The 25,716-nt window shown below is 56.4% G+C and carries 30 protein-coding genes; 27 read left to right on the top strand and 3 right to left on the bottom strand.

Going from position 1 to position 25,716, the window contains the following annotated elements:
• Positions 1-12 precede the first annotated feature (12 nt).
• Positions 13-801, bottom strand: coding sequence for a flagellar basal body P-ring formation chaperone FlgA (flgA, locus tag GY169_RS00695; RefSeq protein ID WP_167574749.1), 789 nt, complete (start codon positions 799-801; stop codon positions 13-15).
• A gap of 78 nt (positions 802-879) precedes the next feature.
• Between flgA and flgB the strand changes: the two genes are divergently transcribed.
• The 12 genes from flgB to GY169_RS00755 are packed head-to-tail and all read left to right on the top strand — an operon-like array spanning position 880 to position 10,640.
• Complete coding sequence (gene flgB / locus GY169_RS00700) at positions 880-1,230, top strand: flagellar basal body rod protein FlgB (protein ID WP_167574750.1); 351 nt, start codon at positions 880-882, stop codon at positions 1,228-1,230.
• Between the two features lie 23 nt (positions 1,231-1,253).
• Positions 1,254-1,679 (top strand): flagellar basal body rod protein FlgC, encoded by a 426-nt coding sequence (gene flgC / locus GY169_RS00705; RefSeq protein ID WP_167574751.1) that lies wholly within the window; start codon positions 1,254-1,256, stop codon positions 1,677-1,679.
• Positions 1,680-1,681: 2 nt separating this feature from the next.
• Positions 1,682-2,356: a flagellar hook assembly protein FlgD gene (gene flgD / locus GY169_RS00710; RefSeq protein WP_167574752.1), complete on the top strand. Its 675-nt coding sequence runs from the start codon at positions 1,682-1,684 to the stop codon at positions 2,354-2,356.
• 34 nt (positions 2,357-2,390) lie between these two features.
• Complete coding sequence (gene flgE / locus GY169_RS00715) at positions 2,391-3,593, top strand: flagellar hook protein FlgE (protein ID WP_167574753.1); 1,203 nt, start codon at positions 2,391-2,393, stop codon at positions 3,591-3,593.
• Between the two features lie 3 nt (positions 3,594-3,596).
• Positions 3,597-4,328 (top strand): flagellar basal body rod protein FlgF, encoded by a 732-nt coding sequence (locus GY169_RS00720; RefSeq protein ID WP_167574754.1) that lies wholly within the window; start codon positions 3,597-3,599, stop codon positions 4,326-4,328.
• A gap of 21 nt (positions 4,329-4,349) precedes the next feature.
• Positions 4,350-5,135 (top strand): flagellar basal-body rod protein FlgG, encoded by a 786-nt coding sequence (gene flgG / locus GY169_RS00725; RefSeq protein WP_167574755.1) that lies wholly within the window; start codon positions 4,350-4,352, stop codon positions 5,133-5,135.
• 24 nt (positions 5,136-5,159) lie between these two features.
• Positions 5,160-5,825 carry a flagellar basal body L-ring protein FlgH gene (gene flgH / locus GY169_RS00730; protein WP_167574756.1) on the top strand — a complete coding sequence of 222 codons (666 nt, stop codon included), beginning with the start codon at positions 5,160-5,162 and terminating at the stop codon, positions 5,823-5,825.
• Entirely contained in the window at positions 5,825-6,928 is a 1,104-nt protein-coding gene (locus GY169_RS00735) for a flagellar basal body P-ring protein FlgI (RefSeq protein WP_411908135.1), read from the top strand. Before flgH ends, GY169_RS00735 begins: the two co-directional genes overlap by 1 nt.
• Positions 6,928-7,335 (top strand): rod-binding protein, encoded by a 408-nt coding sequence (locus tag GY169_RS00740; RefSeq protein WP_167574757.1) that lies wholly within the window; start codon positions 6,928-6,930, stop codon positions 7,333-7,335. The genes GY169_RS00735 and GY169_RS00740 overlap by 1 nt, the downstream gene beginning before the upstream one ends.
• Positions 7,322-8,689: a flagellar hook-associated protein FlgK gene (flgK, locus tag GY169_RS00745; protein ID WP_167574758.1), complete on the top strand. Its 1,368-nt coding sequence runs from the start codon at positions 7,322-7,324 to the stop codon at positions 8,687-8,689. The genes GY169_RS00740 and flgK overlap by 14 nt, the downstream gene beginning before the upstream one ends.
• 22 nt (positions 8,690-8,711) lie before the next feature.
• The gene (gene flgL / locus GY169_RS00750) at positions 8,712-9,623 is read left to right on the top strand and encodes a flagellar hook-associated protein FlgL (protein ID WP_167574759.1); all 912 of its coding nucleotides are present in this window, start codon (positions 8,712-8,714) and stop codon (positions 9,621-9,623) included.
• 6 nt (positions 9,624-9,629) lie between these two features.
• The gene (locus tag GY169_RS00755; RefSeq protein WP_167574760.1) at positions 9,630-10,640 is read left to right on the top strand and encodes a hypothetical protein; all 1,011 of its coding nucleotides are present in this window, start codon (positions 9,630-9,632) and stop codon (positions 10,638-10,640) included.
• Positions 10,641-10,708: 68 nt separating this feature from the next.
• On the opposite strand, the gene GY169_RS00760 is transcribed toward GY169_RS00755, so the two are convergent.
• Together GY169_RS00760 and GY169_RS00765 are read right to left on the bottom strand one after the other, a co-directional pair.
• Entirely contained in the window at positions 10,709-11,182 is a 474-nt protein-coding gene (locus GY169_RS00760; protein ID WP_167574761.1) for a hypothetical protein, read from the bottom strand.
• Positions 11,154-12,092: a transcriptional regulator gene (locus GY169_RS00765; RefSeq protein WP_167574762.1), complete on the bottom strand. Its 939-nt coding sequence runs from the start codon at positions 12,090-12,092 to the stop codon at positions 11,154-11,156. The genes GY169_RS00760 and GY169_RS00765 overlap by 29 nt, the downstream gene beginning before the upstream one ends.
• Positions 12,093-12,960: 868 nt before the next feature.
• Between GY169_RS00765 and GY169_RS00770 the strand changes: the two genes are divergently transcribed.
• From GY169_RS00770 to GY169_RS00840, 15 genes are all read left to right on the top strand, one after another.
• Entirely contained in the window at positions 12,961-13,794 is an 834-nt protein-coding gene (locus GY169_RS00770) for a flagellin (RefSeq protein ID WP_167574763.1), read from the top strand.
• Between the two features lie 203 nt (positions 13,795-13,997).
• Positions 13,998-15,326, top strand: coding sequence for a flagellar filament capping protein FliD (gene fliD, locus GY169_RS00775; protein ID WP_167574764.1), 1,329 nt, complete (start codon positions 13,998-14,000; stop codon positions 15,324-15,326).
• Positions 15,327-15,349: 23 nt separating this feature from the next.
• The gene (fliS, locus tag GY169_RS00780; protein WP_167574765.1) at positions 15,350-15,742 is read left to right on the top strand and encodes a flagellar export chaperone FliS; all 393 of its coding nucleotides are present in this window, start codon (positions 15,350-15,352) and stop codon (positions 15,740-15,742) included.
• Positions 15,739-16,044, top strand: coding sequence for a hypothetical protein (locus GY169_RS00785; RefSeq protein WP_167574766.1), 306 nt, complete (start codon positions 15,739-15,741; stop codon positions 16,042-16,044). The genes fliS and GY169_RS00785 overlap by 4 nt, the downstream gene beginning before the upstream one ends.
• Complete coding sequence (locus GY169_RS00790) at positions 16,044-17,096, top strand: flagellar hook-length control protein FliK (protein ID WP_167574767.1); 1,053 nt, start codon at positions 16,044-16,046, stop codon at positions 17,094-17,096. Before GY169_RS00785 ends, GY169_RS00790 begins: the two co-directional genes overlap by 1 nt.
• Before the next feature lie 13 nt (positions 17,097-17,109).
• Positions 17,110-17,580, top strand: coding sequence for a flagellar basal body-associated FliL family protein (locus tag GY169_RS00795; protein ID WP_167574768.1), 471 nt, complete (start codon positions 17,110-17,112; stop codon positions 17,578-17,580).
• A gap of 13 nt (positions 17,581-17,593) precedes the next feature.
• Positions 17,594-18,295, top strand: a complete 702-nt coding sequence (locus GY169_RS00800; RefSeq protein WP_191091017.1) for a FliA/WhiG family RNA polymerase sigma factor — start codon at positions 17,594-17,596, stop codon at positions 18,293-18,295.
• Between the two features lie 7 nt (positions 18,296-18,302).
• Positions 18,303-19,166, top strand: coding sequence for a flagellar motor stator protein MotA (gene motA / locus GY169_RS00805; protein ID WP_167574770.1), 864 nt, complete (start codon positions 18,303-18,305; stop codon positions 19,164-19,166).
• The gene (gene lafU, locus GY169_RS00810; protein WP_167574771.1) at positions 19,166-20,095 is read left to right on the top strand and encodes a putative lateral flagellar export/assembly protein LafU; all 930 of its coding nucleotides are present in this window, start codon (positions 19,166-19,168) and stop codon (positions 20,093-20,095) included. The genes motA and lafU overlap by 1 nt, the downstream gene beginning before the upstream one ends.
• A 13-nt stretch (positions 20,096-20,108) precedes the next feature.
• The gene (locus GY169_RS00815) at positions 20,109-20,903 is read left to right on the top strand and encodes a C40 family peptidase (protein ID WP_223882135.1); all 795 of its coding nucleotides are present in this window, start codon (positions 20,109-20,111) and stop codon (positions 20,901-20,903) included.
• A 55-nt stretch (positions 20,904-20,958) separates the two neighbouring features.
• Positions 20,959-21,993 (top strand): plasmid segregation protein ParM domain-containing protein, encoded by a 1,035-nt coding sequence (parM, locus tag GY169_RS00820; RefSeq protein WP_223882184.1) that lies wholly within the window; start codon positions 20,959-20,961, stop codon positions 21,991-21,993.
• Entirely contained in the window at positions 21,986-22,651 is a 666-nt protein-coding gene (locus GY169_RS00825) for a hypothetical protein (RefSeq protein WP_167574773.1), read from the top strand. Before parM ends, GY169_RS00825 begins: the two co-directional genes overlap by 8 nt.
• 70 nt (positions 22,652-22,721) lie before the next feature.
• Positions 22,722-23,513, top strand: coding sequence for an EAL domain-containing protein (locus GY169_RS00830; protein WP_167574774.1), 792 nt, complete (start codon positions 22,722-22,724; stop codon positions 23,511-23,513).
• Between the two features lie 30 nt (positions 23,514-23,543).
• Complete coding sequence (locus GY169_RS00835; protein ID WP_167574775.1) at positions 23,544-25,127, top strand: EAL domain-containing protein; 1,584 nt, start codon at positions 23,544-23,546, stop codon at positions 25,125-25,127.
• 46 nt (positions 25,128-25,173) lie between these two features.
• Complete coding sequence (locus GY169_RS00840; RefSeq protein WP_167574776.1) at positions 25,174-25,689, top strand: protein disulfide oxidoreductase; 516 nt, start codon at positions 25,174-25,176, stop codon at positions 25,687-25,689.
• Positions 25,690-25,716 lie beyond the last annotated feature (27 nt).

Below are 25,716 nucleotides of genomic sequence, written 5' to 3' on the forward strand. Positions count from 1 at the left end.
GCGGGAAGTTTTTTAATTCCCGCTGGCGTACACCATGTTTACCACGCCGATGTCGGCGACAATGGCGCTGACCACGCGACCGCTACTCTCGTTTTTCACCTTAATAATCTCGCCCTTACGCCCCTTTTTCATGGCTTCGCCCATGGTACGGGCCTCGACGCCATTTTGTTCAGCCACCATCAGCACTCGCTGGCCACGTTCAACCAGCAGCGGTGACTCCAGTTGGTTGAGCGTAATCGGCTGGCGGTCGCGCACGCGGCGCTTCACGGTCAGGCCGATAACCTCTGCCGGATCGGTCAGGTAGTCGCCACGCGTGTTGCTGATGTTGAGTTTTTTAATGGTGAGGTTGTCGGCGGAAATCTGCTGGCCGCGTTCGAGGGTGCTGTCGGCCACGACGACCGGCAGATAGATATCCGGTTTGACGGTGACCGCGATATCCCAGCCGTTGGCATCCGCACAGCGCACATCAAAACGTAGACGGTTGAGATCGAGACGGTCGCCGCCGGGGATCGACACGGCAGGTTCCTGGCTGCAGGTCGCGTACTGCGAGGCTTCGGAGGGAATAAACAGGTTCATTTTCGCCTGATATTCCGGCCACCGGCGGCGTTTCGCTTCCTGGCGAACAATATCAGCCGCGTGGAGCTGGACGGCGACATAGATTTGCTTACGGGCGCTGGTCGGGCGCTCAGCGGCGGACGCGGGAATCGCGGCGGAGATAGCGAGCAGGAAAAGGCCGGTGAGGAAGCGGAAATCCCGTTTCACACTGGCGCGAAAAAAATGAACAAAAACATTATAAATCATGTAATTAAAACCTTGGCATGAATATTGCTATACGAGTGAGCAGATCATGCAGGTTTTAGCATCACGAGGGTGTGAATTGTGAGTATTACTTTTGACAAAGCATTGGGCGTTCATCCACAGGCTGTAGCACTTCGACTTTCCCGAGCAGAGCTGCTTTCAGCCAATCTGGCAAACGTTGATACCCCCAACTTCCAGGCTAAAGATATTGATTTTGCCTCCGAGATGCAACGCTCACGGTCGAGTTTTTCCACGCAGACGTCAGCGCAGGAGATGTATCGCGTGCCCTATCAACCCTCTTCAGACGGCAACACCGTCTCGTTGAACGTTGAGCAGGCCGAGTTTGCGAAAAACACCCAGGACTACCAAATGAGCCTGGCCTTTTTAAACATGAAGTTCACTGGTCTCAAGCAGGCCATTGAAGGCAAGTAATCCAACGCAGGTAACCACGCAATATGGCTTTTTCGGATATCTATCGCGTTTCGGGGTCGGCGATGACGGCGCAAACCGTTCGTCTTAACACCATCGCCAGTAACCTCGCCAACGCGGAAACCGCCTCCGCCACCGAAGACGGCACCTATAAAGCGCGTCGTCCGGTGTTTGCTGCGGTTTATCAAAACGATGAGTTGATGCACAGCCGCGCGCTCACCGGCGCGCGCGTGCAGGTGATGGACGTCATTGAAACGGGCAACGCGGTGCAGCGCTACGAGCCGCACAACCCGATGGCAAGCGACGACGGCTACGTCTACTACCCGGACGTCAACGTGGTGGAAGAGATGGCGGACATGATGTCAGCGTCACGTGGGTTTGAAACCAACGTCGACGTACTTAACAGCGTAAAAAGCATGCAGCAAAGCCTGCTGCGACTTGGGGAAGTATAAGCATGAACGTTGATAACTCTTACGCCAATAGCCGGGCTTCCAGCTCCACGGATGGTATTACCAGCAACAGCACCGCCTCCGGCATGAACACCATGTTTATGCAGCTGTTGGTGGCGCAGATCCAGAACCAGGATCCGCTCAACCCAACCGACGGGACCGAGTACGTCAGCCAGCTGGCGCAGCTGACCCAGGTGCAGTCGATGGAAACCATGTCGCAGCTGATGGCCAACAGCTCTGTGCTGATGGACAACCTGCAAACCCTCACCACCGGCAACCTGGTCGGGCAGCACGTGATGGTACAGACCAGTTCAATCGAGAGCGACGGTGAAACCGTGCTCGATGGTCGTCTGACGCTGGAGCACGCGGCCAACGTGGTGACGGTGATTGTCAAAGATTCCGCTGGCGTCGAGCACAAAATCGAGCTGGGCAAACAGGAAGCCGGACAGGTGGATTTCAACATCGATCCGGAAGAACTCGGCCTGAGCGAAGGGAAATATACCCTGAGCGTGGTGACCGATACCGGCGAAGAGAACGTGCCGGTTGAAATCGGCGGCGTGGTGAACAACGTGCGTATCCCGCTCGACGGCAGCTCGACCGTACTGAACATCAACGGTCTGGGTGAAATCGCCTACAACAATATTACCCAGTTTGGTAACACCTCTAAGAACAAAGCCTGAAGTGAATCAGGCAGTTAATTAAACAGGAACGATTATGAGCTTTAGTATTGCAACTTCCGGTCTGAATGCCGTTACCGAACAGCTGAACGCTATCTCGAACAACATTGCCAACTCCGGCACCGTGGGCTTCAAGTCTGGCCGCGCTGAGTTCTCCGCGCTGTATGCGGAAAGCCAGCCGCTGGGCGTCGGCGTTTCAGCGGTAACCCAGAGCATTACCAAAGGGGGAAGCATCTCTTCCACCGGCACCGCGCTGGATCTGGCGATTAACGGCAACGGTTTCTTTATGGTTCGCGATAGCGCGGGTACCACTGCTTACACCCGTGCGGGTTACTTCGGCACCGATAGCGCCGGTAACCTGGTCAATAACCTGGGCATGTACCTGCAAGGGTATCCGGTTGATGCCAACGGTACGCTACAGGTGGGGACCATCAGCAACCTGACCATCAGCAGCGGTTCTATTCCGGCGAAAGCGACCGAGAGCATCGACTTTACCGCGAACCTGGATGCGCGCGCGGAAGTCCCGGCGACCTCGCCGTTCGACCCGAAAGACAACACCTCTTACAACAACTCCTACACGACTCAGGTTTATGACTCTCTGGGCCGCGAACACACGCTGAACCAGTATTTTGTGAAGACCGGTGAAAATGAGTGGGAAGTGCATTACTACATGGACGATAAGCCGGTGACCAATGGCGGCGTCGATCAGGTGCAGAAGCTGACCTTCAATAGCCAGGGCATCCTCACCAATCCAAGTGGTTCCGTTCCGCTGACAGCAGACATCGCGGGCGCTGAATCCATCACTATCGACATGAGCTACAACGGCACCTCCCAGTACGGCTCCGATTTCTCCGTCAGCAAAAACAAAGGCGACGGCTACGCCTCCGGTGAACGTACCGGCCAGGCGATCGATGAAGACGGCAGCGTGTACGCCACCTTCTCCAACGGTGAACGCCTGCTGCAGGGCCAGCTGGTACTGGCGAACTTCACCAACCCGAACGGTCTGCAGTCGCAGGACGGCACCACCTGGGCGCAAACCGCCAGCTCCGGCGCGCCGCTGACCGGTACGCCGGGTTCCGGCCTGCTGGGTTCTATCGTTTCCGGTGCACTGGAGTCGTCCAACGTCGATCTGACCTCCGAGCTGGTGGGCCTGATGACCGCGCAGCGTAACTACCAGGCGAACACCAAAGTTATCAGCACCAACGACAGCATGATGAGCGCGCTGTTCCAGGCGGTGTAATCGATGGATCGCTTACTTTTCACCGCGGTGAGCGGCGCGTCGCGCAGCCTGTCGCAGCAGGAGATCCACGCGAACAACCTGGCCAACGTCAACACTCAGGGCTTCCGCAGCGATCTCGACAACGCGTTGACCCAACAGGTGAGCGGCGAGGGCTATGCCACCCGCTACCTGGCGCAGCCCACTCAGGGCGGCGTCGATTTAGCGCCAGGCGCGGTACGGGAAACCGGCCGCGATCTGGACATTGCCGTAAAAGGCGATGGGTTGATTGCGCTGCGCAGCGGCAACCGTGAGGTCTATACCCGCAACGGCCAGATTGATATCAATGCCGAAGGGGAGCTGTCGATCAACGGGCTGCCGCTGGAAGGCGATAACGGCCCTATCGTGCTGCCGCCGTACTCGTCGGTCTCCATCGCTGAAGATGGGGTGATCACCATCGTGCCGGATGACGGCGACATTGCCGCGCCGATGGATATCGACCGCGTGAAACTGGTGAACATTCCTGCCAGTGCGCTGAGCAAAAACGACGCGGGTTTCCTGGTAAGCAACGCAGCGTTTACCCCACGCGATGAAGACGTGACGGTGGCCGCTGGGCATCTGGAAGCGGCCAACGTGTCGGCCATCGGCGAAATGGTCTCCAGTATTGCGCTCAACCGTCAGTTTGAAGCGCAGATCAAGATGATGAAAGCCGCAGAAGATCTCGCCACCGCAGGCAACCGCCTGATTCGCGGCACTTAAGAATACGATTAAGGAATACCAATGAATCCTGCTTTATGGATCAGCAAAACGGGGTTAGCGGCGCAAGACGCCCGCATGACCACCATTTCGAACAACCTGGCGAACGTTAACACCACCAGTTTTAAACGCGACCGCGCGATGTTTGCCGATCTGTTCTATCAGAATCAGCGCACGCCGGGCGGCCAGCTGGATCAGAACAACGTATCTCCGACCGGCATCCAGTACGGGACCGGCGTTAAGGTCGTTGGAACGCAGAAAGAGTTCACCGTCGGCAGCATCCAGAATACCGGGCAGAGCCTTGATGTGGCGATCTCCGGTCAGGGTTTCTTCCAGGTCGAAACCGCCAATGGTGATATCGCCTACACCCGCGCCGGCAACCTGCAGAAAACGCCGGAAGGCGTGCTGACCAATGCCCAGGGCCTGCCGCTGATCCCGCAGATTGAGCTGCCGGACAACGTCAAAGACCTGCAGATTGGTAAAGACGGCACGATTACCGCCACCGTGGCGGGCGAGGCCGATCCGGTTGAGCTGGGTCAGTTGACGCTGGTGAACTTCGTCAATCCGGCCGGTCTGGAAGCCATCGGCGGCAACCTGTACCTCGAAACCGCGGCCAGCGGCCAGGCGGTAGAAGGCGTACCGGGTGAAGAGGCGTTTGGCCAGCTGGAACAAGGGTCGCTCGAAGGCTCTAACGTACAGGTCGTTGAGGAAATGGTCGATATGATCACCGTTCAGCGCGCCTATGAAATGAACGCCAAAATGGTCTCTGCCGCCGACGACATGCTGAAGTTTGTCACGCAGTCGATGTAACGGTAGGGCAGTGAAGTGAAAGAGATGAAAAAGCAGGTAGCAGTCGTTTTGCTGGCGCTGATGCTGTCGGGCTGTGAAAGCCCGGCGCTGCTGGTGCAAAAAGACGACGCGGCGTATGCGCCGCCGGAAGATTTCGCCATGCCGGAAACCCCGGTACGCGGCGGTGGAGTGTACAACAGCGGCTATAACTGGTCGCTGATTCAGGACCGTCGCGCCTACCGCGTGGGCGATATTCTGACCGTCAAGCTGGATGAATCCACGCAGGCCAGCAAGCAGGCGCGGACCAATTTCGGCAAGAAGAACGATGTCTCGCTGGGCATCCCAGAGGCCTTCGGTCATTCGGTGGATAAGCTGTCCGGCTCGGTTGACGGCAGCCGTAACTTCAACGGCAGCGCCACGTCGCAACAGCAAAACAGCCTGCGCGGGGCAATCACCGTCGCGGTATTTAAGGTGCTGCCTAACGGCGTGCTGGCGATTCGCGGCGAGAAATGGCTCACCCTCAACCAGGGCGATGAGTATATGCGCGTGACCGGGCTGGTGCGTGCCGATGATATCGAGCGCGATAACTCCGTATCGTCACAGCGTATTGCCAACGCCCGCATCTCTTACGCCGGGCGCGGCGCGCTCAGCGATTCGAACGCCGCGGGCTGGCTGGTTCGCTTCTTTAACCACCCGCTGTTCCCGATGTGATGGAGGCCATGATGCTTAAACGGATACTGTTTTTCCTGTGCCTCTTCAGCGTGTCTGCCGTGGCCCAGCCGCTGCGTGACGTGGTGGATATTCAGGGGGTGCGTGGTAACCAACTGATTGGCTACAGCCTGGTGGTTGGCCTTGACGGCACCGGCGATAAAAACCAGGTGAAGTTCACCAGCCAATCGGTCACCAATATGCTGCGCCAGTTTGGCGTGCAGCTGCCGGCCAAAATCGACCCGAAGGTTAAAAACGTGGCGGCGGTGGCGATCAGCGCCACGCTGCCGCCGGGCTACTCGCTGGGTCAGAGCATTGATGTCACCGTTTCGTCCATTGGCGATGCCAAAAGCCTGCGTGGCGGTACGCTGCTGCTGACCCAGCTGCGCGGTGCTGACGGTGAAGTCTATGCGCTGGCGCAGGGCAACGTAGTGGTTGGCGGCGTTAAGGCCGAAGGCAACAGCGGCTCAAGCGTGACCATCAACACGCCGACCGTGGGTCGTGTGCCGAACGGCGGCTCCGTTGAACGCGAGATCGCCAGCGACTTCCAGCAGGAACCGATGGTGATGCTTAACCTCAAACGGCCAAGCTTTAAAACCGCCAACACCGTTGCCGTGGCGCTGAACAACGCTTTTGGCGCGGGGACGGCGACTGCGCAGAGCGCCACCAATGTGGCGGTGCGAGCGCCAATGGGCGCCGGCGCGCGCGTGGCCTTTATGTCGGCGCTGGAAGACGTGCAGATTAACGCCGGCAAGCAGCCGCCGCGCGTGGTGTTTAACGCGCGCACCGGCACCGTAGTGATTGGCGACGGCGTGATTGTGCGCGCCGCGGCGGTCTCCCACGGCAATCTGACCGTGACTATCCGCGAGTCGTCCAACGTCAGCCAGCCAAACGCCTTTGGTCGCGGCCAGACGGTAGTGACGCCGGAGAGCGACGTCAGCGTGAACCGCGGTCGCGGCCAGATGGTGACGATCGCCGCGGGCACCAGCCTGCGCAGCATCGTGAACACCCTGAACAGTCTGGGCGCCGCGCCGGACGATACCATGGCCATTCTTCAGGCGCTGCACGAAGCAGGCGCGCTGGATGCTGAACTGGTGGTGATGTAATGCTGGATGCGATTAACCGACAAACCGCGATTCTGCCCGGCGATATGACCGGGCAGGTCAAGCCGCAGAATCTGGAACAGGCTGCCGAGCAGTTTGAAGCGCTGATGCTGAAATCGATGCTGTCGCAGATGCGCAAAGCGTCGGATGTGCTGGGGGAAGATAACCCGTTCAACAGCAAGCAGCAGCGAATGATGCGTGATTTTTATGATGACAAGATGGCGTCCGAGCTGGCTTCACAGCGCAGCACCGGCATCGCGCAGATGATCATCAACCAGCTGTCGCCTCAGACGACGGCGTCGCTTAAGAATGGGGCGGAAGCGGCCGCTTTACATGGACAACCGCAAGAACTTAAAACGCCCGTCGTTCCCGTAACCCGAAGGGCAGGAGTAAGCCATGAGTATGATTAATATCGCCTTCAGTGGTCTGCAGGCAGCCCAGCTGGGCATGAACGTCACGTCGATGAATACGGCCAACTACCTGACCTCCGGCTACAGCCGTCAGGGGATCATCCAGAGCGCCGTTGGCCCGATGGGCGAAGCCGGGATTTCGCCGGGCAGCGGCGTGCAGGTGGATAGCATCCGCCGTATCTCCAGTCAGTATCTGGTGAATCAGGTGTGGCAGACCAACACCAAGTCCAACTACTACAGCATGGGCAACCAGTACATCAGCGCACTGGAGAAGGTGATCGGCACCGACTCAACCAGCATCGGTACCGGGCTTGATGATTTTGTCAGCGCCCTGAGCGAGTTGACCCAGGAGCCAGAATCACAGGCGCGGCGTCAGCAGCTGCTGAACCAGGCCAACACGCTGGCTACCCGCTTCAATAGCATGAACAACTTTGTCACCAGCCAGAAAGAGTCCATTACGACTCAGCGCGGGGCGATGGTTGATCAGATCAACACCCTGAGCGGCGGCATTGCCGACTACAACAAGAAAATTGTTGAGATGGACGCCACCGGTGGCAACAGCAGCACGCTCCGCGACGCGCGCGACGAGCTGGTAAAGCAGCTCAGTTCGCTGGCAGAGGTCAAGGTTAGCGATGACAGCAGCGGCTATACCGTTTCGCTGAGCAACGGCCAGCCGCTAGTCAGCGGTAAAACCGCCGGGCAACTGAGCGTGGGCACGGACGGCAACGGGAATTCGACGTTAACCCTGAAGTTCTCCACCAGTGAGTTTTCGCTCAACCCGTCCGCCGGCGGTCAGCTGGGCGCGCTGTACGATTATGAAGTGGGGACGCTCAAGCAGATGGGCGACGCTATTCAGGGCATGGCGCAGGCGGTGGCGGACATGTTCAACGATCAGCTGGCGAAAGGCTATGACCTGAACGGCGATGCGGGAAAACCGCTGTTCACCTTCGATCCGTCCAACCCGGCGGGCATATTGCAGGTTAACGATCTCGAGCCGGAAGAGCTGGCCCTGTCCAGCGATCCCGACGAACCGGGCAACGGCGATAACCTGAACCTGCTGATCGAGCTGAAAAACCAGAAAACCAATATCCCTGGCCTCGGCAACATGAGCCTCAACGAAGGGGCGGCGGCGATTATCTCCACGATTGGTATTGCCAGTAAACAGAGTAAAACCGAAATGGACGCGGCGGTGTCCGTCAGCGAGCAGGCGCAAGAGCAGCGGGATAACCTGAGCGCGGTTAACCAGGACGAAGAGGCGATTAACCTGCAAATTTACATGCAGTCCTATCAGGCGAACATGAAAGTGATTGCTGCTGGAAACCAGGTCTTCAGCGATTTGCTGGGCATTTTTTAAGCGTCATCAGGAGTATTAAGCTATGCGTATTAGTGGTCTTCATAACTCAAACGCGATGCTGGCGCAGCTTGGCGCCAACAGCAGCCGCGTCTCCAAGCTGATGGAACAGCTGTCGACGCAAAAGCGTGTTAACGTGCCGTCGGACGATCCGGTAACGGCCAGCCGCCTGGTGCAGCTGAACCGTGAACAGTCGGCAATTAAACAGTACCAAAGCAACATCACCAGCCTGAGCGGTAAGCTGTCGGTGCAGGAATCGCATATTACGGCGATGAGCAACCAGGTGCTGGCGGTGAGCGATAAGCTTAAGCTGGCCAACAACAGCACCCTGAGCCAGAAAGATTTGGCGAGCTACGGCGCGGAGCTGGGGTCGATGCTGGACTCGCTGGTCGCCTCGATGAACAGTAAGAACGAGAGCGGCAGCTATCTGTTCTCTGGCACTAAGACCAACACCAAAGCGGTCGAACTGGTGGACGGTCAGTACGTGTATGGCGGTAACGATAACTCGCGTGAAACCATCGTAGCCAACGGCGTGTCGATTACCGAAAACACCAATGTCGCGCAGGCGTTCTCTGGTTCGGGCAACGATCTTGATATGCTGAACAAGCTGAAAGAACTCAGCGAGAAGATGCAGGATCCGAATCTGAGCTATGCGGATTATCAGGACGACATCTCCGCGATGATCGACATGACCCAGACCACCAGCGATAGCCTGGGCGCACTGTTTACCGATCTCGGTGGCCGTCAGAATCGCCTGACGCTGATTGACGATGCGCACACTGACGTGAGCCTGTCGAACTCGCTGGTCGAAACCGACCTCAACTCGGCAGACTCCGCGACCACCACCATCAATTTACAGCTGTACATGACCTCAATGCAGATCACCAATAAGGCCTACAGTATGGTCAGTCAGCTCAATCTCTTCAGTATGTTGTAATTGGTTATGCAAGTTGGTTTAAAAACAGGCTCTCTGACCACCTCCGCCCCGGCAAATGCCGGGCGCGGTTCCATTGGCGCTCCTCAGACCGTGGGGCGCGTTAACGCCCCTGATACGGTCACCAACCGCAGCGCGTTTCCGGAAGCGGCGCTGCTTTCGCGGCGCCCGATGCGCTATAACGTGCAGCTCAATCAGCAGCTGACCGCGGTGCAGCAGGCCGACAGCTACCTGGCGAAGACGGAAACGCAGCTGTTGCAGCTGCGTCAGTCCGCCACTCGCGGCGGTGATGCCAGCGCCCAAACTCAGGCGCTGCAAAAGCATCTCGCGCGCCGCACGCAGCTCTCCGGCGGGACGGTCGATCGTCATCTGACGGCGTCGCTGGAACAAAAAAGTACGGTGAATTTTACCCTGCCGGGCAGCGAGAAATTGCTGAGCCAGCCTGGGGGCGAAACGCTGGTCTTCTCGTTGGGCGGTCGTCAGCGTGAGATGGCGGCCGTGGTGTTACCGGAAGAGGCGACGCCGCGTCAGACGCTACTCAAGCTGAACGTCGGCTTAGGGCGTTTAGGGATTCACGCCGCGCAGGCGGGCGGTGGAAAGCTGATCTTTAGCGTCGACGAAAGCCGCTGGGATCGTGTGAGCCAACAGCTTACCGTACGCGGTGAAGGCCAGCATTATCCCGCTGACGCTTTCACGCTACTGGCACCGCAGGCGGAAAGCGCCAGCAGTGATGAAGTGCTGGCGCTGTCGACGCGTCGGGAACGAGAAGGGCAGATGAAGCTGCAAACCACTCTCGATCACATCACCAGCCAGCGCAGCAGGCTGCGTCAGCAGCAGGAGCGAGTCAGTTCGCGTATCAACGATATGGCGACAGTCTATAGTCCACAGCAGGCGCTGGAGACTTCGCGCGGTTTGAGCGAAGCGCTGGCACGCAGCGGCAGCAGCTATAGCGCGCTCTCACAGGCGCTGGGGACCCAGGCCAATGTGCATCTGAGCACGGTGAAAAACCTGCTGGGCTAATGAATGTAAAGGCCTACAATCGTAATGAACGTAGGCCTGATAAGCGCAGCGCCATCAGGCAGATGGCGCTATTTCGGCATTGGATACAGGAAAATCGAACCATTCTGCCCGACAACCAGCGATTGGTTGCTCAATGAGATCGGCTCCATCCAGTAGTTGGAGTACATCAACTGATCCACAAGCCCTTCAATCATCAACCCTCTTTGCTCTGAGCTGTAGTAGATGGGCGTCAGGTTAAAGTAAATCCGTCCCTGCTTTTTCTGCGTAGGGGTAAACTTCCCTTTCAGCACAAAGCGGTTGTCGTCAGGGTTGGTGATGTTTGCCATCAGAACGTTGCGCACGGTGTGCAGGTTGACGTTGTAAATCTCTTTACGCTGCGACATCAGATCGTAAAAACCCATCTGAAAGCCGCCCGTCACCGGGCCAGTTGGCAACGCCGATTCTGACGGCATCAGCTTCGCCGCCAGCAGCCCGCCCAACAGCGCCAGTATGACGACCAGCGCGATCAGCAGATTAATTGGCTTTGCATGTCGCCAGTTCATTGAGCTTTCTCCGGGTCTCTCGCAGGATTACGTTATTCAGCTGTACCGTATCGGTACGCCAGTGGTAAATCGCCATCGCCAGCTGCTTCTTGTCGCACTGGTTGCTCAGCATAAAGCTGTAGTTCAACGACGAGTTGTTGGTGTGGAAGTACACGTTCATCGTGGCAGACTGCATTTTGATTTGCTGGTTCAGCGCATACAGCGAGTCTTTTAACTTGCCGTAAAGATTGGCGGACATATACGCCGGATCCCCCATCGCTTCTACCGTGTAGAGGCGGATATTGCTGTAGACGCCGGGCTGGACCTCACGCGCAACCAGATGCTCTGCGCGCCCGCCGAATAAATACCAGCAGACACCTGCAGTGGCGGTAGCGGTCAATAAGATGACCAGCATAAACGCGAGCATGCCTGAGCGGCGCTGTTTTGGCGCGGCGACCACCGCAGCTTCCGCTACGGGTTGAATGTCGGCCGCTTTTTCGGCCACTTCAACGATGGCGTCAGTCTCTGGCTGCGGTGAGAGCAGATAGTCTTCCTGGACGTCACGCTCTTCTTCCGGGTCGCTGACCTCATCCTCGTCTTTTTCCACCACGCAGCAGTATTCGGCCTCCAGCAGGTAGCCTTTGCGCGGGATGGTTTTAATAATTCTCTGGTTTTTGCCGTCATCTTCCAGCGCGGTACGCAGCGCGTGGATAGCGTTTGGCAGGCTGTTATTGCCGATCACCCGGCGTTCCCACACCAGGTTGGTCAACTCTTCGCGGGTGAAGATTTTTCCCGCGTCCTGCACCAGGATATCCAGCAGCTTGAGCTGATACTCCCCGAGGCGTTTTCGTTCCCCGGTGGTGAGATGGAGAATGGATCCTGAGGTGACGTCAACCAGCCAGTTGTTTACGGAGCAATAGCGTTTATTCATTTATGCGTTATGGATTCAACCACCCCAGTAATATCGTGACAACCGCGCGGATACCCGAAAATCTCAGCGATTATCTGATTGAGTTGATAACTCCATTTAGAATTCTTAATGAATGCCGCGTGCCTGCGGGAAATTAAAAAGCGGACGTTATGTTCTTCTGTAAGAGGCGTGAGTTTGTTGAAACAACGGAAACGTTTTTGTCTGTAATACACCTCAACAGGAAGGAATCATTTTTTCCTGCGCCCTTTTTACGCGATAAAAGTGTGATGCGCAACAGGCTTTTTAGCAATAGTGGCGGCTAAAAGGGGGCTGATTTTGCTGAAAGTTAACAGCCATCGTTAAATAAAACTTATGTTAATTAAGTGATCTCTTGGTGAATTAAATGTGTTATTGGTGTGATCTAAATGCTGGTGAGTATTATTTGCGGGATGTGAGGTGGAAGGAGAAAAAATGGATTTAATTTTTTATTTTATTGTGTCGCTTTAAATCAGATTTGTTTTTATATGGCGGAAATACGAATGATGGTTTAGATATAATATGCCAGGGATTAATGTTACTAATTAAATATGGTGAGTGTAAAGAAAAGTCAGGGCTGAAAATAAAATTGGGATATTTTCAAAAATAGGCTACAGGTGCGCAAAAAACGAACTTGAATATGGGTTTAGTCTGGTAGTTGCGCAACAGATAAGGGATGAATGGAAGAGTTATCTCATTTTTTTGATTTTTTAATGGCTATGAAATCAATTAGTTATGATTTGTTTTGGTGAAAAAGCGAGCGATTGATATTTATCGATTTAATCTTTGTTCCCGCCGTGTCGTCTTGAGTTATTACAACATCTGAATCACCAGGACGAAAAAAGGAATCATTATGTCTCTTTCTATCTTTACTAGCGCTTCTTCCATGGCATCCACCAATGCTCTGAACAAATCCAACAACCTGCTGTCCACCGCGATGGAACGTCTGGGCACCGGTAAACGCATTAACTCCGCGGCTGACGATGCGGCTGGTCTGCAGATTGCTACCCGTCTGCAGGGCCAGACCAACGGTATGACCGTTGCACAGCGTAACATCTCTGACGCGACTGCGATGCTGCAGACTGCGGAAGGCGCGTTTGATGAAGTAAGCAACATTATGTACCGCATGAAAGACCTGGCAACCCAGGCAGCGAACGACACCAACAGCGCTGACGATCGTACGGCGATCGGTGCGGAAATGACTGAGCTGAAAAGCGAACTCAACAACATTATGAACAACACCAAATATGCGGGTGACAACCTGTTTGGTGCAAGCGGCAAACTGGCTGACACCATGAACTTCCAGATCGGTTCTTCCACCGATGAGAAACTGGCGGTCGACGTTTCCGGCGAGCTGGCTAAAATCGACGTATCTGGCGGTCTGTCAATCGACGTAAGTGATTTCGATAAGTCCCAGGCAACCATCTCTGGTCTGGAAGCGGCTATCGCTAACGTCGGTTCCATGCGTTCCGCTCTGGGTGCGAACATCAACCGTCTGGGCCACACTGCGGCTAACCTGGCGAACATGAAGGACAACACCGACCTGGCGCTGAGCAACATCCAGGATGCTGACTACGCGACCGAAGCGTCTACCATGACCCGTAACCAGCTGCTGGTACAGACCAGTATGTCCATGCTGAAAACCTCCAACAGCATGTCCAGCATGGTGACCTCTCTGCTGGGTTAATCCTTCACGGATTATTGCAGGAAAAAACACCGCTGTATGGCGGTGTTTTTGTATCCGACCCCTCCTTTCCCCTGCCGGAAAATGCGGAAATACCTGTTCCTGCCATTATTTAATTCATTGATAAATAACAACTTAAAAGTTGGCACGATAGTTGCTAAATCAATTGCATATCGATCGTGGCTTGCGTGCCTGGAGAACCTACTATGTCTGATTTTGACCCGAATACACTGGCCACCCAGCTGGCAGGCTATGACATTCTTGCGCTGCAAAACTCGATCACCAAGCAGACCACTACGTTACAGGCGCAGACTAAAGCGCTGGATTCGCTGCGCACGGCGCTAACCACCTTCCGCACCTCCATCACGGCGTTGAACTCCAGTTCCGCCAGCGTGTTGAAGAATGTCGCGACCATGAACCAGGAAGGTATCGCCACCATCACCGCCAGCGCCAGCGCGCGTAAAGGGACCTACAGCCTGAACGTCACCCAGCTGGCGACCGCCCAGCAGAAGACGTTTGAGGGAATGACAGACCAGTCCGTTAAAGACGCTACCGGTACGCTCAAAATCACCCTGGATGGCGAAGAGATCGAGATCGACATGGATGGCCTCAACAGCCTCTCTGATTTCGCCGCAGCGGTGAACAAGGCTGATTTCCCCAGCGCGTCCAGCTCCACCACCGCCACCACCGGCCAGAATGGTATTACCGCCTCGCTGATGCGCGTCAACGGGGAAGTGACGCTGATTTTTAACAGCGATCAGAGCGGCGCGAAGTACGACATCCAAATGGATACCAGCGGGATGACCAGCGGTGCGGAGATGTTCGACAAGCCGGAAATTATTACCGACGGCAAAGATGCCATCTTTACTCTGGGTGACTCCGATAAAAAATACTACAGCAGCTCCAACACCCTCGATGACCTGGTCGACGGCGTCTCCATCAAACTGACCAGCACCACCGAAACGGGTAAGCCACTGGTTATCTCTATTGATACCGACGTCACCGAAACCAAGAACCAGGTCCAGGCGTTCCTCGATGCCTACAACACCCTGCGCGACACCATTTCTGGCCTGACCGCGACCGGCAGTTCCAGCACTGACCGCGGCGCTTTTGCCGGCGATGCCAGTATTTCGACGTTAGGCACCGAACTCAGCAGCATGCTGCGCGGCACCTTTGGCGATCAGAACATGAGCAAGTTCGGCATCACCGCCGACAAAGACGGCAAATTCTCCTTCGATGCCGACAAGCTGGAAGAGCAGCTGAAAAACGACCCGCAGACCGTGGCGCAGTTCTTTAACGGCAATGACGGCCTGATTAAAGCGATGGATAAAACGCTGGATAAATATCTCAGCTCCACTACCGGCCTGCTGAAAGGGCGTCAGGATACCCTCGACCGTCAGCAGACTGATATCGACAACAAAACCGCAAAAATGGAAACGCGCTATGAGTCTTCGTACAACCGCTACCTCAAGCAGTTTACGCAGTTGCAGTCGCTCATGACGCAAATGAATAACACCACGAGTTTGTTTAGCTAATTTTCTAAGGGAACCCATCCTCAATGTACGGTAATGAGCAGGAAGGCTACGGCCTGTATCAACAATCCGATCTGGCGATTCAGGCGGCGGCAGCCAACCCGCACCAGCTGGTGCTGATGCTGTTCCGCGGCATGATGGATGAGCTGGTACGCGCCAAAAGCCACATTGCGGCGCGTCGCTATGAGCGTAAGGCACAGAGCATCAACAAGTGCATCGATATCCTCAATGCGCTGACCAGCTCGCTTGATTTTGACAAAGGCGGCGAGCTGGCGCTGAGCCTGGCGAATCTTTACGACTACTGCGTTTATCGTCTGTACGACGCCAGCAATAACCTCTCCATCGAGCAGATCGAAGAAGTGGAAGCGATCCTCGGCAACCTGCAGGACGGCTGGGAAAAAATGGGTCAGGCGGCATGAGTATGTTACATGCGATTCAGACGCTGACTCAGGCGCTACGTCAGGCGACGGAAGACCACAACTGGCCTTCCGTCGTCAATGTCGATGCCAAAATCGCCGAACTGCTGGCGGCTATCCAGGGAAAAAACCTGGCGGTGGCTGAGCGCCAGGCGCTGGATAACCTGAAAAAGGTGCACCAGCAGGCGCGCGATTACTGCCAGGGCCAGAGCGATATGCTGGCCGCCAAAATGAGCCTGGTGGCGCGTAACCGCGAAGGCGCAACAGCTTACGCCCAGTTTATGGACGATGAGGGGATGCGCTGATGGATATTCTGAACCTTTCACAGGGCGCGTTGAGCGGATCCGGCCTGCCGATGCAGGCCGAATCTATCGCCGGGCAGATGGGGCAAAACGGCGCCGCGCAAACACCAACCGCTTTCAGCGACGCATTGCTTAACGTCATTGACTCGATGATGACCGGGCAAACGCTCCCGAGCTCGCTGGCCGTGAGCGCGCATCCGGTCTCCATCGATGACAAAGACGACGATGCTGATCCGCAGCAGTTGAGCGGCGCGTTGTTGAAAGACGACTCTCAGCAGCAATTGCTCGAAACGCTGTTGATGACCAGTCAGATGCCGGTGCAGACCGCCAGCTATGTCAACGTGGCACAGCCCGTCGACGATGCGCTGATGGCGAATGCGCAGACATTGATGGCGCCGCAGGCGTTGACGATGGGTCTTGCGCCATCGCTGCAACAGCAGACGATGGCTGCGCCGAATCTTGCCGCTACGGAGACGGCGAGCAGCGTTCTGCCGAGCGCTCAGCCGGTTTCCCCGATGCTGATGACGGCGATGACGCCGGTCGCCGCGATGCCTGGGCAACCGTTAGACAGCAGCCACAGCGTCTCTCCGACGACCGTTACCACCGCTTCGCCGGTCACCACCACGCTGAAGATGGATCCTGAGCCTTCCCGCTGGAGCGAGCAGTTGCAAAGCGCACTTGGCGATCGTTTGCAGGTGCAGGTGAAGCAGCAGATCCAGCACGCCACTATCCGTCTCGATCCGCCGGATATGGGCAAAATCGATATCTCGATGCAGGTCGACAATGGCCGCGTACAGGTACAGATCAACGCCAGCCACGCCGAAGTTTATCGTGCGCTACAGCAGACCAGTAACGACCTTCGCCAGAGCCTGACAGAGCAAAACTTCGTGCAGGTGAACGTGCAGGTGTCTTCCCAATCCGGGGGACAGCAGCAGGGCAGAGGTCAACATTTCGCCGAGCAGCACAACGCCATTCAGGCGGGCGCGGAGCTGGCTGCCAACGTATCGGCTACCCAGGATTCCCGCAGCGATGACTCGGTACTCATGACGGTTTAAGACAAAGAAAAATATGAACGCAAAAACTCTCTCTTTCGGTCTCATTATCGCGCTCGTCACCGCCATGCTGGCGGCAGGTATGACGGTAGTTGGCACGCATTTGCTGCGCATGGATGAAGCCACTGGCAGCAGCTTCCTGTCGGGTATGTTCTCCAGCTCTGATAAAGGGTCCGTGGAGTTCGTGGAAATTAAAAACGTGGTGATCACCCTGAAAGGCAAAGGGCAATCCGAGCGCTATCTGCTGCTGGAGCTGAACCTGGCGACCAACGGCCCGGAAAATACCCGTAAAGCGCAGGACATGATCCCGGCGGTGCGCGGTGCGACGGTGAGTCTGCTCTCCGATCTGGACTATGACGAAGTGCGCGGCATGAGCGTTAACGTCCTGCACGACAAGCTGCAGGCCGCTTACGCGGCGCGCTTTAGCAGCCTGAAGATGGACGTGCCGTTTGACGACGTCATCATCAGCAAAATGGTCTTCCAGTGATAGATACGCCGCAATGGAAATGATGGACTTTATTGCGAGTGACACCCTGACGCCGGCAGACGAGGCGCGCTATGTCAGCGCGTATCTGCCGCTGGTTAATCGGGTGGTTAAACAGCTCTCATACCAGACCAGCAGCGTCATCGACCGCGAAGATATGGAGCAGATTGCCCTGATGGGTCTGCTCACCTCGCTGCGCCGCTACGGGCACCCGGACGAGCAGTTTGCCGCCTACGCCGTACAGCGTATTCGCGGCGCGGTGCTGGACGAACTGCGCTTACTGGACTGGCGTCCTCGCCGCCTGCGGCAGAAGACCCACAAACTGAATGACGGTATCCGCGAAATTGCGCGCCAACTCGGGCGGACGCCCAGCTTCGAGGATATTAACCGCCACCTGTCGATCACGGCGGAAGAGTACCAGGAATATTTATTGCTGGATTGCGCCAAAACGATAGAGAGCCTGGATGAGCTGTTAGGGAATGACGTTCACGCCGGGGCGCTGGATAGCCGACCGCTGGAAGACGAAGTCGTCGTCAGCCGGACGCTACGCAGCGCGCTGGCAGCGCTTGATGAGCGTGAACAGCTGATCCTGACGCTTTATTACCAGCATGAAATGAGTCTGAAAGAGATTGCCCTCGTCCTTGATTTAACCGAGGCCAGGGTCTGCCAGCTCAATAAAAAAATCGCCCAAAAAATTCAGTCTTTTTTCCAGAAGTGAAAGGTTTATGCAGAAATTCTTCGGTATCGTAATCATCATGGGATGCGTGGTTGGCGGCTTTCTTATGTCCGGCGGTCACCTCGCGTCGTTCTGGCAACCGGGTGAAATTATCATCATTCTGGGCGCCGGTATGGGGGCTATGGTCCTCGCTAACCCTCGCGCCGTCCTGTCTGAAATGTACCGCCAGTTCCGCGGCATTATGCGCAAAAACGAATACACCAACGAGTATCAACGCCAGCTGCTGATGCTGCTGTACGAACTGCTGGAACTGGTGCAGGACGGCGGTCTGAAGGTGCTGGATGAGCACATTGAAGCGCCGGAAAACAGCCCGCTGTTCCAGAAATACCCGCTGATGCTGCGTGACAAAGCGCTGGTGACGTTTATCTCCGATAACTTCCGCCTGATGGCGATGGGTAAGATCAACGAACACGAGCTGGAAGGCATCCTCGAGCAGGAGCTGGTGGCGATGGAAGAGAACCTGCTGCAGCCGTCACGTTCGTTGCAGCGTACCGCAGAAGCGATGCCGGGCTTCGGGATCTGTGCGGCGGTACTGGGGATCATCATCACCATGCAGTCGATCGACGGCTCTATCGCGGTGATCGGCGTGAAGGTTGCCGCCGCGCTGGTCGGTACCTTCCTCGGCGTCTTCTTCTGTTACTGCTTAATGGATCCGGTGGCGAACGCCATGGAACAGCGCACCAAAAAACAGCTGGCGGTGCTGGAGTGCGTACGTACGGTGCTGGTCAACCACGTTGCCGGTAAGCCGACGCTGCTGGCGGTGGATGCGGGCCGTAAGATGCTGCCGATGGACACCAAGCCGACCTTCGCCACGCTCGACGGTTGGGTTAACCAGATGATTGGTGAAGCCTGATGCGCGGGCGCAACAAAGAACATACCACCATCATCAAACGCTCCTCGCGCAAAAGCCATGATGCCTTTCATGGCGGCGCGTGGAAGGTCGCATTCGCTGACTTTACGCTGGCGATGATGGCGCTGTTTATGGTGCTGTGGATTATGGGCGCGGTGACGGAAGAAGAGCGTAAAGAAATCGTCTCGCTGCTCAACGGCGAGTCCATTTTTGAGGGCAACAATATCACGCCGGTGACGCAAAAAGAGGGTAACGGCGGACAGATCGCGCTGCTCGATAGCCGTCACGCGAAGCAAAAAGAGCTGCTCAAAGAGCAGGCGAAGAAAGACGCCGAGTTGGCGAAGCAGCTTAAGGGCACTGAAAGCCTCGGTGACGTGAACGCGCGTTCCAAAAATGAGATTGAAGATCTCGCGCGCATCATTATGAAAATCACCTCGGCCTACGACGCGCAGGCCAACCTGAAGATGGAGATTGTGCCGCAGGGGCTGCGCATCCTGGTGACTGACGATCAGAAGCGCGAAATGTTCCAGCGCAGCAGCGCCATCCTGACGCCGTTCTTTAAACGCCTGCTGACCGAATTTGCCCCCGAGCTGAACAAGATTGACAACAAAATCATTATTACCGGGCATACCGACGCCACCCGTTTCCGCGACCAGGTGCTCTACAACAACTGGAACCTCTCCGGCGAACGAGCGATGCAGGCGCGATCGGTACTGACCCGCAGCGGCCTTGAACCCGGCAAAATTTTGCAGGTAAGCGGCATGGCCGACCAGATGCTGTTGGACCCGGAACATCCGCTCAGTTCGGCTAACCGCCGCATCGAAATCATGGTGCTGACGCACTCGGCCAGTGAATCGCTGTATCAATTCTTTGGTCAGCACGGCGAGAAGGTGATCAAGCCGTTAGCCGACAAGCTCACTCAAAACCCATAGCCTGATTAACGTTGTGAAGAGTTTTATTTTTACCATCCCTTTTGTACCTGTTCGGGCCGCCTTTGCCCGTCAGGTACTCTTTTTTTTCCTCTTTTTGATGCTGCTGATGTCCGCAGGGTTCGTCAGCGCAAAGCCGCAGCCGGTGAAAGCGCCAGCGGCCAAAACCGACAGTGAAGCGCAAAAGCGCAAACAGAACCGCGCCCGCCTAATGGCGAAAGCGAAGAAACGCGCCGTTGTGGTTCCGCCCACGCCGGAGCAAAAACGCCGCGAACTGGCAAATCAGCAGGCCGAACGGGCGAAAAACCGTGAAATTCTGGCGATGCACACCCGCTGGCAGCCTGGAACGCTGGGCGGTTCAGAAGCGCTGTGGGATGAAGTCCAGGACGGGGCGGTCGCGGCGAAACGTCGGGCACCGAAGAACACCGCGAAGCTGCGTACGGTGATCCATCGGCTGGAAAGCCAACTCGGGAAGCCTTACCTGTGGGGCGGCAACAGCCCGACCGACGGCTTCGACTGTAGCGGACTAGTGTTCTACGCCTTCAATCATGTGCTGGACCGCAAGCTACCGCGCACCGCCAACGGCATGTATCGGGATAACGGCCTGAAGTCGATTCGCCAGAACAGCCTGAAGCAGGGCGACCTGGTCTTTTTCAACATTAACCAGCGTCCCGGCGCGGATCACGTTGGCGTATACCTGGGCGATGGGCGCTTTATTGAAGCCCCGCGTACTGGGTTAAAGATTCGTATCAGCCGGTTATCCGATGATTTCTGGCAATCACATTACCTTGGCGCACGCCGCGTCCTGTAGGGCGGCGTGACGCTGTTAAAACACCTTTAGTATTGAGAACGTGACCATGACCCGTATGAAATTCGCCATTGATGATGGCTCGACCAACGTAAAAATTAGCTGGATTGAGAACGGCACGCTGAAGACCGTGGTCTCGCCGAACTCCTTCCGTAAGGACTGGAAAAGCGCGGCGCTGCTGCGCGGACAGTCGGTGTACAACTACACCATCGGCACCACCAAATACACCTACGATGCGACCTCAGACAAAGCGTTATCCACCACGCACATCGACTATCAGTATGACGATCTCAATCTGCTGGCGGTGCATCACGCGCTGCTGCAGACCGGCATGACGCCGTGCGATGTTGAAGTGATCGTGACGCTGCCAATCACCCAGTACTACAACCCGGACGACTGCCAGCGTAACGAAAGCCGTATCGAAGCGAAGCGTCGCAATCTGATGCGCGATATCACCCTCAACAAGGGCGAGCTGTTCCGTATTGTGGATGTCCAGGTGATGCCGGAAAGCCTGCCGGCGGCGCTGTCTCATCTGCTGAACTCCAACGTCACCGAGTTCACCAAATCGCTGGTGGTCGACTGCGGCGGTACCACGCTGGACATGGGGGTGATCGTCGGTGAATTTGATGATGTCTCCGCGATTTATGGCAACAACGAAATCGGGGTGGCGATGGTCACTGACGCCACCCGTAAGCTGCTGGCGGCGGCTGACAGCGACTCCAGCTACCTGGTGGCGAACGAGCTTATCAAGCGCCGTCACGATATGGAGTTTGTGAAAAGCGTCATTAACGACGAATCGCGCATTGCGGAAATCCTTGAGCGTATTGAGATTAAAATTCAGGAACTCGGTGACCAGGTGGCCTACGAAGCGAAGAAATTCGCCAAAAACCCCAACCGCGTTTACCTGGTTGGCGGCGGCGCGCACCTGATTGAGAAAGCGGTACGTGAAACCTACGCCACGCTGGGCGACCGCGTGATTACCATCGATAACCCACAGAGCGCGCTGTCGCGCGAAATCTGCCTGTACCATGCGGACTCCAGCGTCGAAACCGTCGCCGCGCCGCATATGGCCGAGGTGGGTGACGATGAGTAACAGGCACATTCGCCGCGTTAATCTCTCGCTGCATTTGTCGCCGGAACACTCGCGCGCGGACCTGCGCGCGATGCTGCAACTTAAGAAGTGGCATCAGGAGCTGAGCCAGGCGGGCAGCAACTCTGGCGATGCCAATATGGAAATGCGCCGCTTCCACCGCAACGTTTACCTGGCCGGGCTGCAACTTCAGTTGCTGAACCCGCAGTTGTGTAGCCATGTTGCCGAGTCAATGGGCCGGGAAAAGCTGACGCTGGATGCGCTGTGCTGCGAGCTATCCGCGGCTTCGCTGCTGCCCGTGTCAGCCAGCCCGACTGCGGCGCCTGCGGCCGAGCAAGTTGCGCCAAGCGCGGATTTTAGCAAGCAACAGTTGCGCCAGATGCGCGCGCTGATGTCCGAAGCGCTCCAGCGCCAACCCGCGCCCGCCGCGCCGGACGACGGTGCACGCGAGGAACTGAGCCAGCTGCGCAGCGAAGTCGCGCAGTTGAAAACCTTGCTTAATCAGCAAAACCTGCTGCTGCAACAATTAAGGCTGTCTGGCCGCGCTGCTTCGCCTGCTGCCGAAGGCAGTAAAAACGGTGCGGCGGAAGAGGTCGACCTGAGCACCCTTGGCGCACCCGCGCAAAAAATGAAGCAAATCCGCCAGAAAGGCATTTTTTAAATGACGGGCGGTTTAAGTTGCCGCCGCTGCACGTCGCTTTTTCCGCACAATAATGAGAGATGAGGCTGGTATGGACAAAAGTGCGCATTATGTTGTTCGTTGCGTAGAGAACGCTAAATTCGATGTAGGTATCGATTTCGTTATTCAGCCTATCTTCGATTTATCCCGTTTTGCCTGTATTGGCGGTGAAGTGCTGGTGCGAGGCACCCATCGGCGTAACGTTGTCCCGCCGGTCGAGTTTATCCAGCACCTTGAAGAGAATGGCACCATCGTGGATATGGGCTACTACGTGATGGAAAAATCGCTGTCGTTTATTGCGCAAAAGCGGGCCGATGACCAGGAAGAATTCATGTACACGCTGAATATTTCCGCCGTGCAGCTGAACGATCCGGAGTTTGCCTACCATGCGCTGGGGATTGTGGAGACGCGGCATCTGCGGACGGCGCAGTTGGTATTTGAAATTACCTCCGGACAGGTTGCGCTCACTGAAGTCGCTCGGCAGAACCTCCAGACGTTACAGGATGACGGCATCAATATCGCCTGGGATGGTATCGGCACGCTGGCGGCGCTACAGGAGCGGCTGGCCTACTGGATTCCGGATTACATCAAGCTCGATCGCAGCTGTCTCGCGTGCGGCCAGCAGGACGAAACCGAGCAGATCCTCCAGCTGATTGCCCAGCATGACATCGATGTCATCATTGAAGGTGTTGAAAACTATACGCAAACTTCCAATATGCTGAAACAGGGCGTGAAGTTCGGGCAGGGCTATCTGTTTTCCCGACCGATCAGCAAAGAGAGTTTCCAGCGTGAATACATGCAGCACCAACAGGCGCAAACGCGAGCGTCTCACGCGCATCGGTAAGTGCGCCCTGCCAGATGGAATGAATGAGCAATGTACAAAAAATACGCCAGTAAAGCCGATCGCAAAAACTATGCGCTGGTCGGTCTGGTTTTTTTAGGTTCGGTCGTGCTGGCGCTCTGGCTCACGTTCTACATTGCGCAGCGACAGCTGAATGTTCAGCTGGCTCATCAGGCGATACCCATTCGCAATGCGGTGGAAAACCTGCTGGAAGAGACGCGGCGCGTCGCACGCGAAGCGCAGGGCTGGGTGGGCAAAACCTGTAACCGCCAGTTGGAAAGCCGCCTGAACGCGTTGCCGACGCGCGAAATGCGCATGCTGGTCATTAACCTGCTGGATGGCGATCGCATCACCTGCTCCTCACTGCTGGCCAATCAGGGCGCGCGGGTCGATCTGAGCGGCTTTAGCGCGCAGGGCGTGAAAATTGATGATTCCGTGGTGTCGGCGGGCATTCCGGTCTTTTCTCTCTACCAGCGCCTGGCCAACGGCGGCATCGTGGTGTCGGCTGACCTGCGCTACCTGTGGGGCATTATGGGCAACAGCAACCGCGATGAACGTTTCGCGCTGCTGGTAAATAACAAACTGCTGACACAGAACGGCATTCTGGTCGGTGAGCAGGCGAAACGTGGCGCGCAAGACTACCCGCAACGTCAGCCTGGCGGGCTGTATACGCTGGCCTGGCGCTCGCCGGATACCGCTGATATCTGGCAGGAGATTCTGGGCTCCTGGCTCTATATCCTGGTTATCCTTGTCCCGCCGCTGCTGCTAACGACGCTGGCCTGGTCATTGCTGACGCGTCGTCGCTCGCTCTATCAACATCTGGTGAATGCGGTGCATCAGGACCGTATTACGCCCTACTATCAGCCGATTATTTGCGCCCACAGCAACCGGGTGATCGGCGCGGAAATCCTCGCCCGCTGGGAACATCCGGAGATTGGTTTCGTGCCGCCGGATATTTTTATCCCGGTGGCGGAGAAAACGAACACCATTGGCCTGATGACGGAGAACCTGCTCAAACGGGTGCTTGCCGACTGCCAGCGGCCGGACTGTGTGCTACCGGACGGCTTTACCTTCAACGTCAACATCAGCCACGCGCACCTGGTTGCGGAAGATTTCAACGCCTTTACCAGCGAATTCGCCGCTCGGTTTAAACGGTTGCGTCAGCGCCTGACCTTCGAATTTACCGAGAACGAACAGATCAACTTCAATGATGATATTCTCAATAAAATCAAGGTGATTCGTGATAGCGGCATCGCCATTTCGTTAGATGATTTTGGCACCGGCTTCTCCAACCTGTCGTGGATAGCCAGCCTGAGCCCGGACAGCATTAAGATTGATCGTATGTTCATCAATCAGATTTCCCCTGATGCCTCCACGCCGCTCATTAACTGCGTCATCGACATGGCGAGGCAGATGGGTATTCAGACGGTCGCCGAGGGGGTTGAACATGACTATCAGGTGGCCTGGCTACAGGAAAACGAAATTGACTGTTTTCAGGGTTACTTCTATTCAAAACCCCTCACTTTTAGTGCATTTATCGACTATTTTCGTCACGATGTCATGACGCAGCACCTGAAAATGCCGCCGCTGCCGAAAGACACTTCTTTACAGCACTAGTCCAGGCGTCCCGCTAAGATAAACCACGTATTTTTACGAGGTGATCATGAGCGAATTTTTCCAACGCCGCCGCGTGTACCGCTGGCTACGCGAGATAGTCGTCCTGCTGGTGCTGGCCGCGGTACTGATGTGGGGCGTTGACCGCTTTCGCAGCCCGACGCTTCCGGACTCCTTTTCCGGCATGGCCGTACAGACCCTGGATGGACAAAACATCGACCTGGCCGCGCTTAGCGACACGCGGCCATTGCTGATCTACGTCTGGGCGACCTGGTGCAGCGTGTGCCGTTACACCACGCCATCGGTAGAGAAACTGGCGGCGCAGGGGGAAAACGTGGTGAGCATCGCGCTGCGTTCCGGCGATGATACCCGGCTGGCGCAGTGGATGCAGAAAAAGCAGCTCACCATGCCGGTGGTCAACGACGCGCGCGGCGAGCTGGCGCAGCGCTGGCAGGTGAGCGTCACGCCGACGATCATTATCGTCTCTCAAGGGCAGCCGGTCTCGGTCACCACCGGCTGGACCAGCTACTGGGGCATGAAAGCGCGCCTGTGGGCAAGCCGATAAACGAGTCCGGGTATTATTGCTTTATTG

Source organism: Kluyvera genomosp. 3 (genome assembly GCF_011765685.1).
In the GTDB taxonomy this organism is placed as follows: Bacteria; Pseudomonadota; Gammaproteobacteria; order Enterobacterales; family Enterobacteriaceae; genus Kluyvera; species Kluyvera georgiana_A.

Coding starts and splice junctions, on each gene's coding strand:
- flgA (WP_167574749.1), bottom strand. CDS start 801: ATGATTTATAATGTTTTTGTTCATTTTTTTCGCGCCAGTGTGAAACGG.
- flgC (WP_167574751.1), top strand. CDS start 1,254: ATGGCTTTTTCGGATATCTATCGCGTTTCGGGGTCGGCGATGACGGCG.
- flgD (WP_167574752.1), top strand. CDS start 1,682: ATGAACGTTGATAACTCTTACGCCAATAGCCGGGCTTCCAGCTCCACG.
- flgE (WP_167574753.1), top strand. CDS start 2,391: ATGAGCTTTAGTATTGCAACTTCCGGTCTGAATGCCGTTACCGAACAG.
- GY169_RS00720 (WP_167574754.1), top strand. CDS start 3,597: ATGGATCGCTTACTTTTCACCGCGGTGAGCGGCGCGTCGCGCAGCCTG.
- flgG (WP_167574755.1), top strand. CDS start 4,350: ATGAATCCTGCTTTATGGATCAGCAAAACGGGGTTAGCGGCGCAAGAC.
- flgH (WP_167574756.1), top strand. CDS start 5,160: ATGAAAAAGCAGGTAGCAGTCGTTTTGCTGGCGCTGATGCTGTCGGGC.
- GY169_RS00735 (WP_411908135.1), top strand. CDS start 5,825: ATGGAGGCCATGATGCTTAAACGGATACTGTTTTTCCTGTGCCTCTTC.
- GY169_RS00740 (WP_167574757.1), top strand. CDS start 6,928: ATGCTGGATGCGATTAACCGACAAACCGCGATTCTGCCCGGCGATATG.
- flgK (WP_167574758.1), top strand. CDS start 7,322: ATGAGTATGATTAATATCGCCTTCAGTGGTCTGCAGGCAGCCCAGCTG.
- flgL (WP_167574759.1), top strand. CDS start 8,712: ATGCGTATTAGTGGTCTTCATAACTCAAACGCGATGCTGGCGCAGCTT.
- GY169_RS00755 (WP_167574760.1), top strand. CDS start 9,630: ATGCAAGTTGGTTTAAAAACAGGCTCTCTGACCACCTCCGCCCCGGCA.
- GY169_RS00760 (WP_167574761.1), bottom strand. CDS start 11,182: ATGAACTGGCGACATGCAAAGCCAATTAATCTGCTGATCGCGCTGGTC.
- GY169_RS00765 (WP_167574762.1), bottom strand. CDS start 12,092: ATGAATAAACGCTATTGCTCCGTAAACAACTGGCTGGTTGACGTCACC.
- GY169_RS00770 (WP_167574763.1), top strand. CDS start 12,961: ATGTCTCTTTCTATCTTTACTAGCGCTTCTTCCATGGCATCCACCAAT.
- fliD (WP_167574764.1), top strand. CDS start 13,998: ATGTCTGATTTTGACCCGAATACACTGGCCACCCAGCTGGCAGGCTAT.
- fliS (WP_167574765.1), top strand. CDS start 15,350: ATGTACGGTAATGAGCAGGAAGGCTACGGCCTGTATCAACAATCCGAT.
- GY169_RS00785 (WP_167574766.1), top strand. CDS start 15,739: ATGAGTATGTTACATGCGATTCAGACGCTGACTCAGGCGCTACGTCAG.
- GY169_RS00790 (WP_167574767.1), top strand. CDS start 16,044: ATGGATATTCTGAACCTTTCACAGGGCGCGTTGAGCGGATCCGGCCTG.
- GY169_RS00795 (WP_167574768.1), top strand. CDS start 17,110: ATGAACGCAAAAACTCTCTCTTTCGGTCTCATTATCGCGCTCGTCACC.
- GY169_RS00800 (WP_191091017.1), top strand. CDS start 17,594: ATGGAAATGATGGACTTTATTGCGAGTGACACCCTGACGCCGGCAGAC.
- motA (WP_167574770.1), top strand. CDS start 18,303: ATGCAGAAATTCTTCGGTATCGTAATCATCATGGGATGCGTGGTTGGC.
- lafU (WP_167574771.1), top strand. CDS start 19,166: ATGCGCGGGCGCAACAAAGAACATACCACCATCATCAAACGCTCCTCG.
- parM (WP_223882184.1), top strand. CDS start 20,959: ATGAAATTCGCCATTGATGATGGCTCGACCAACGTAAAAATTAGCTGG.
- GY169_RS00825 (WP_167574773.1), top strand. CDS start 21,986: ATGAGTAACAGGCACATTCGCCGCGTTAATCTCTCGCTGCATTTGTCG.
- GY169_RS00830 (WP_167574774.1), top strand. CDS start 22,722: ATGGACAAAAGTGCGCATTATGTTGTTCGTTGCGTAGAGAACGCTAAA.
- GY169_RS00835 (WP_167574775.1), top strand. CDS start 23,544: ATGTACAAAAAATACGCCAGTAAAGCCGATCGCAAAAACTATGCGCTG.
- GY169_RS00840 (WP_167574776.1), top strand. CDS start 25,174: ATGAGCGAATTTTTCCAACGCCGCCGCGTGTACCGCTGGCTACGCGAG.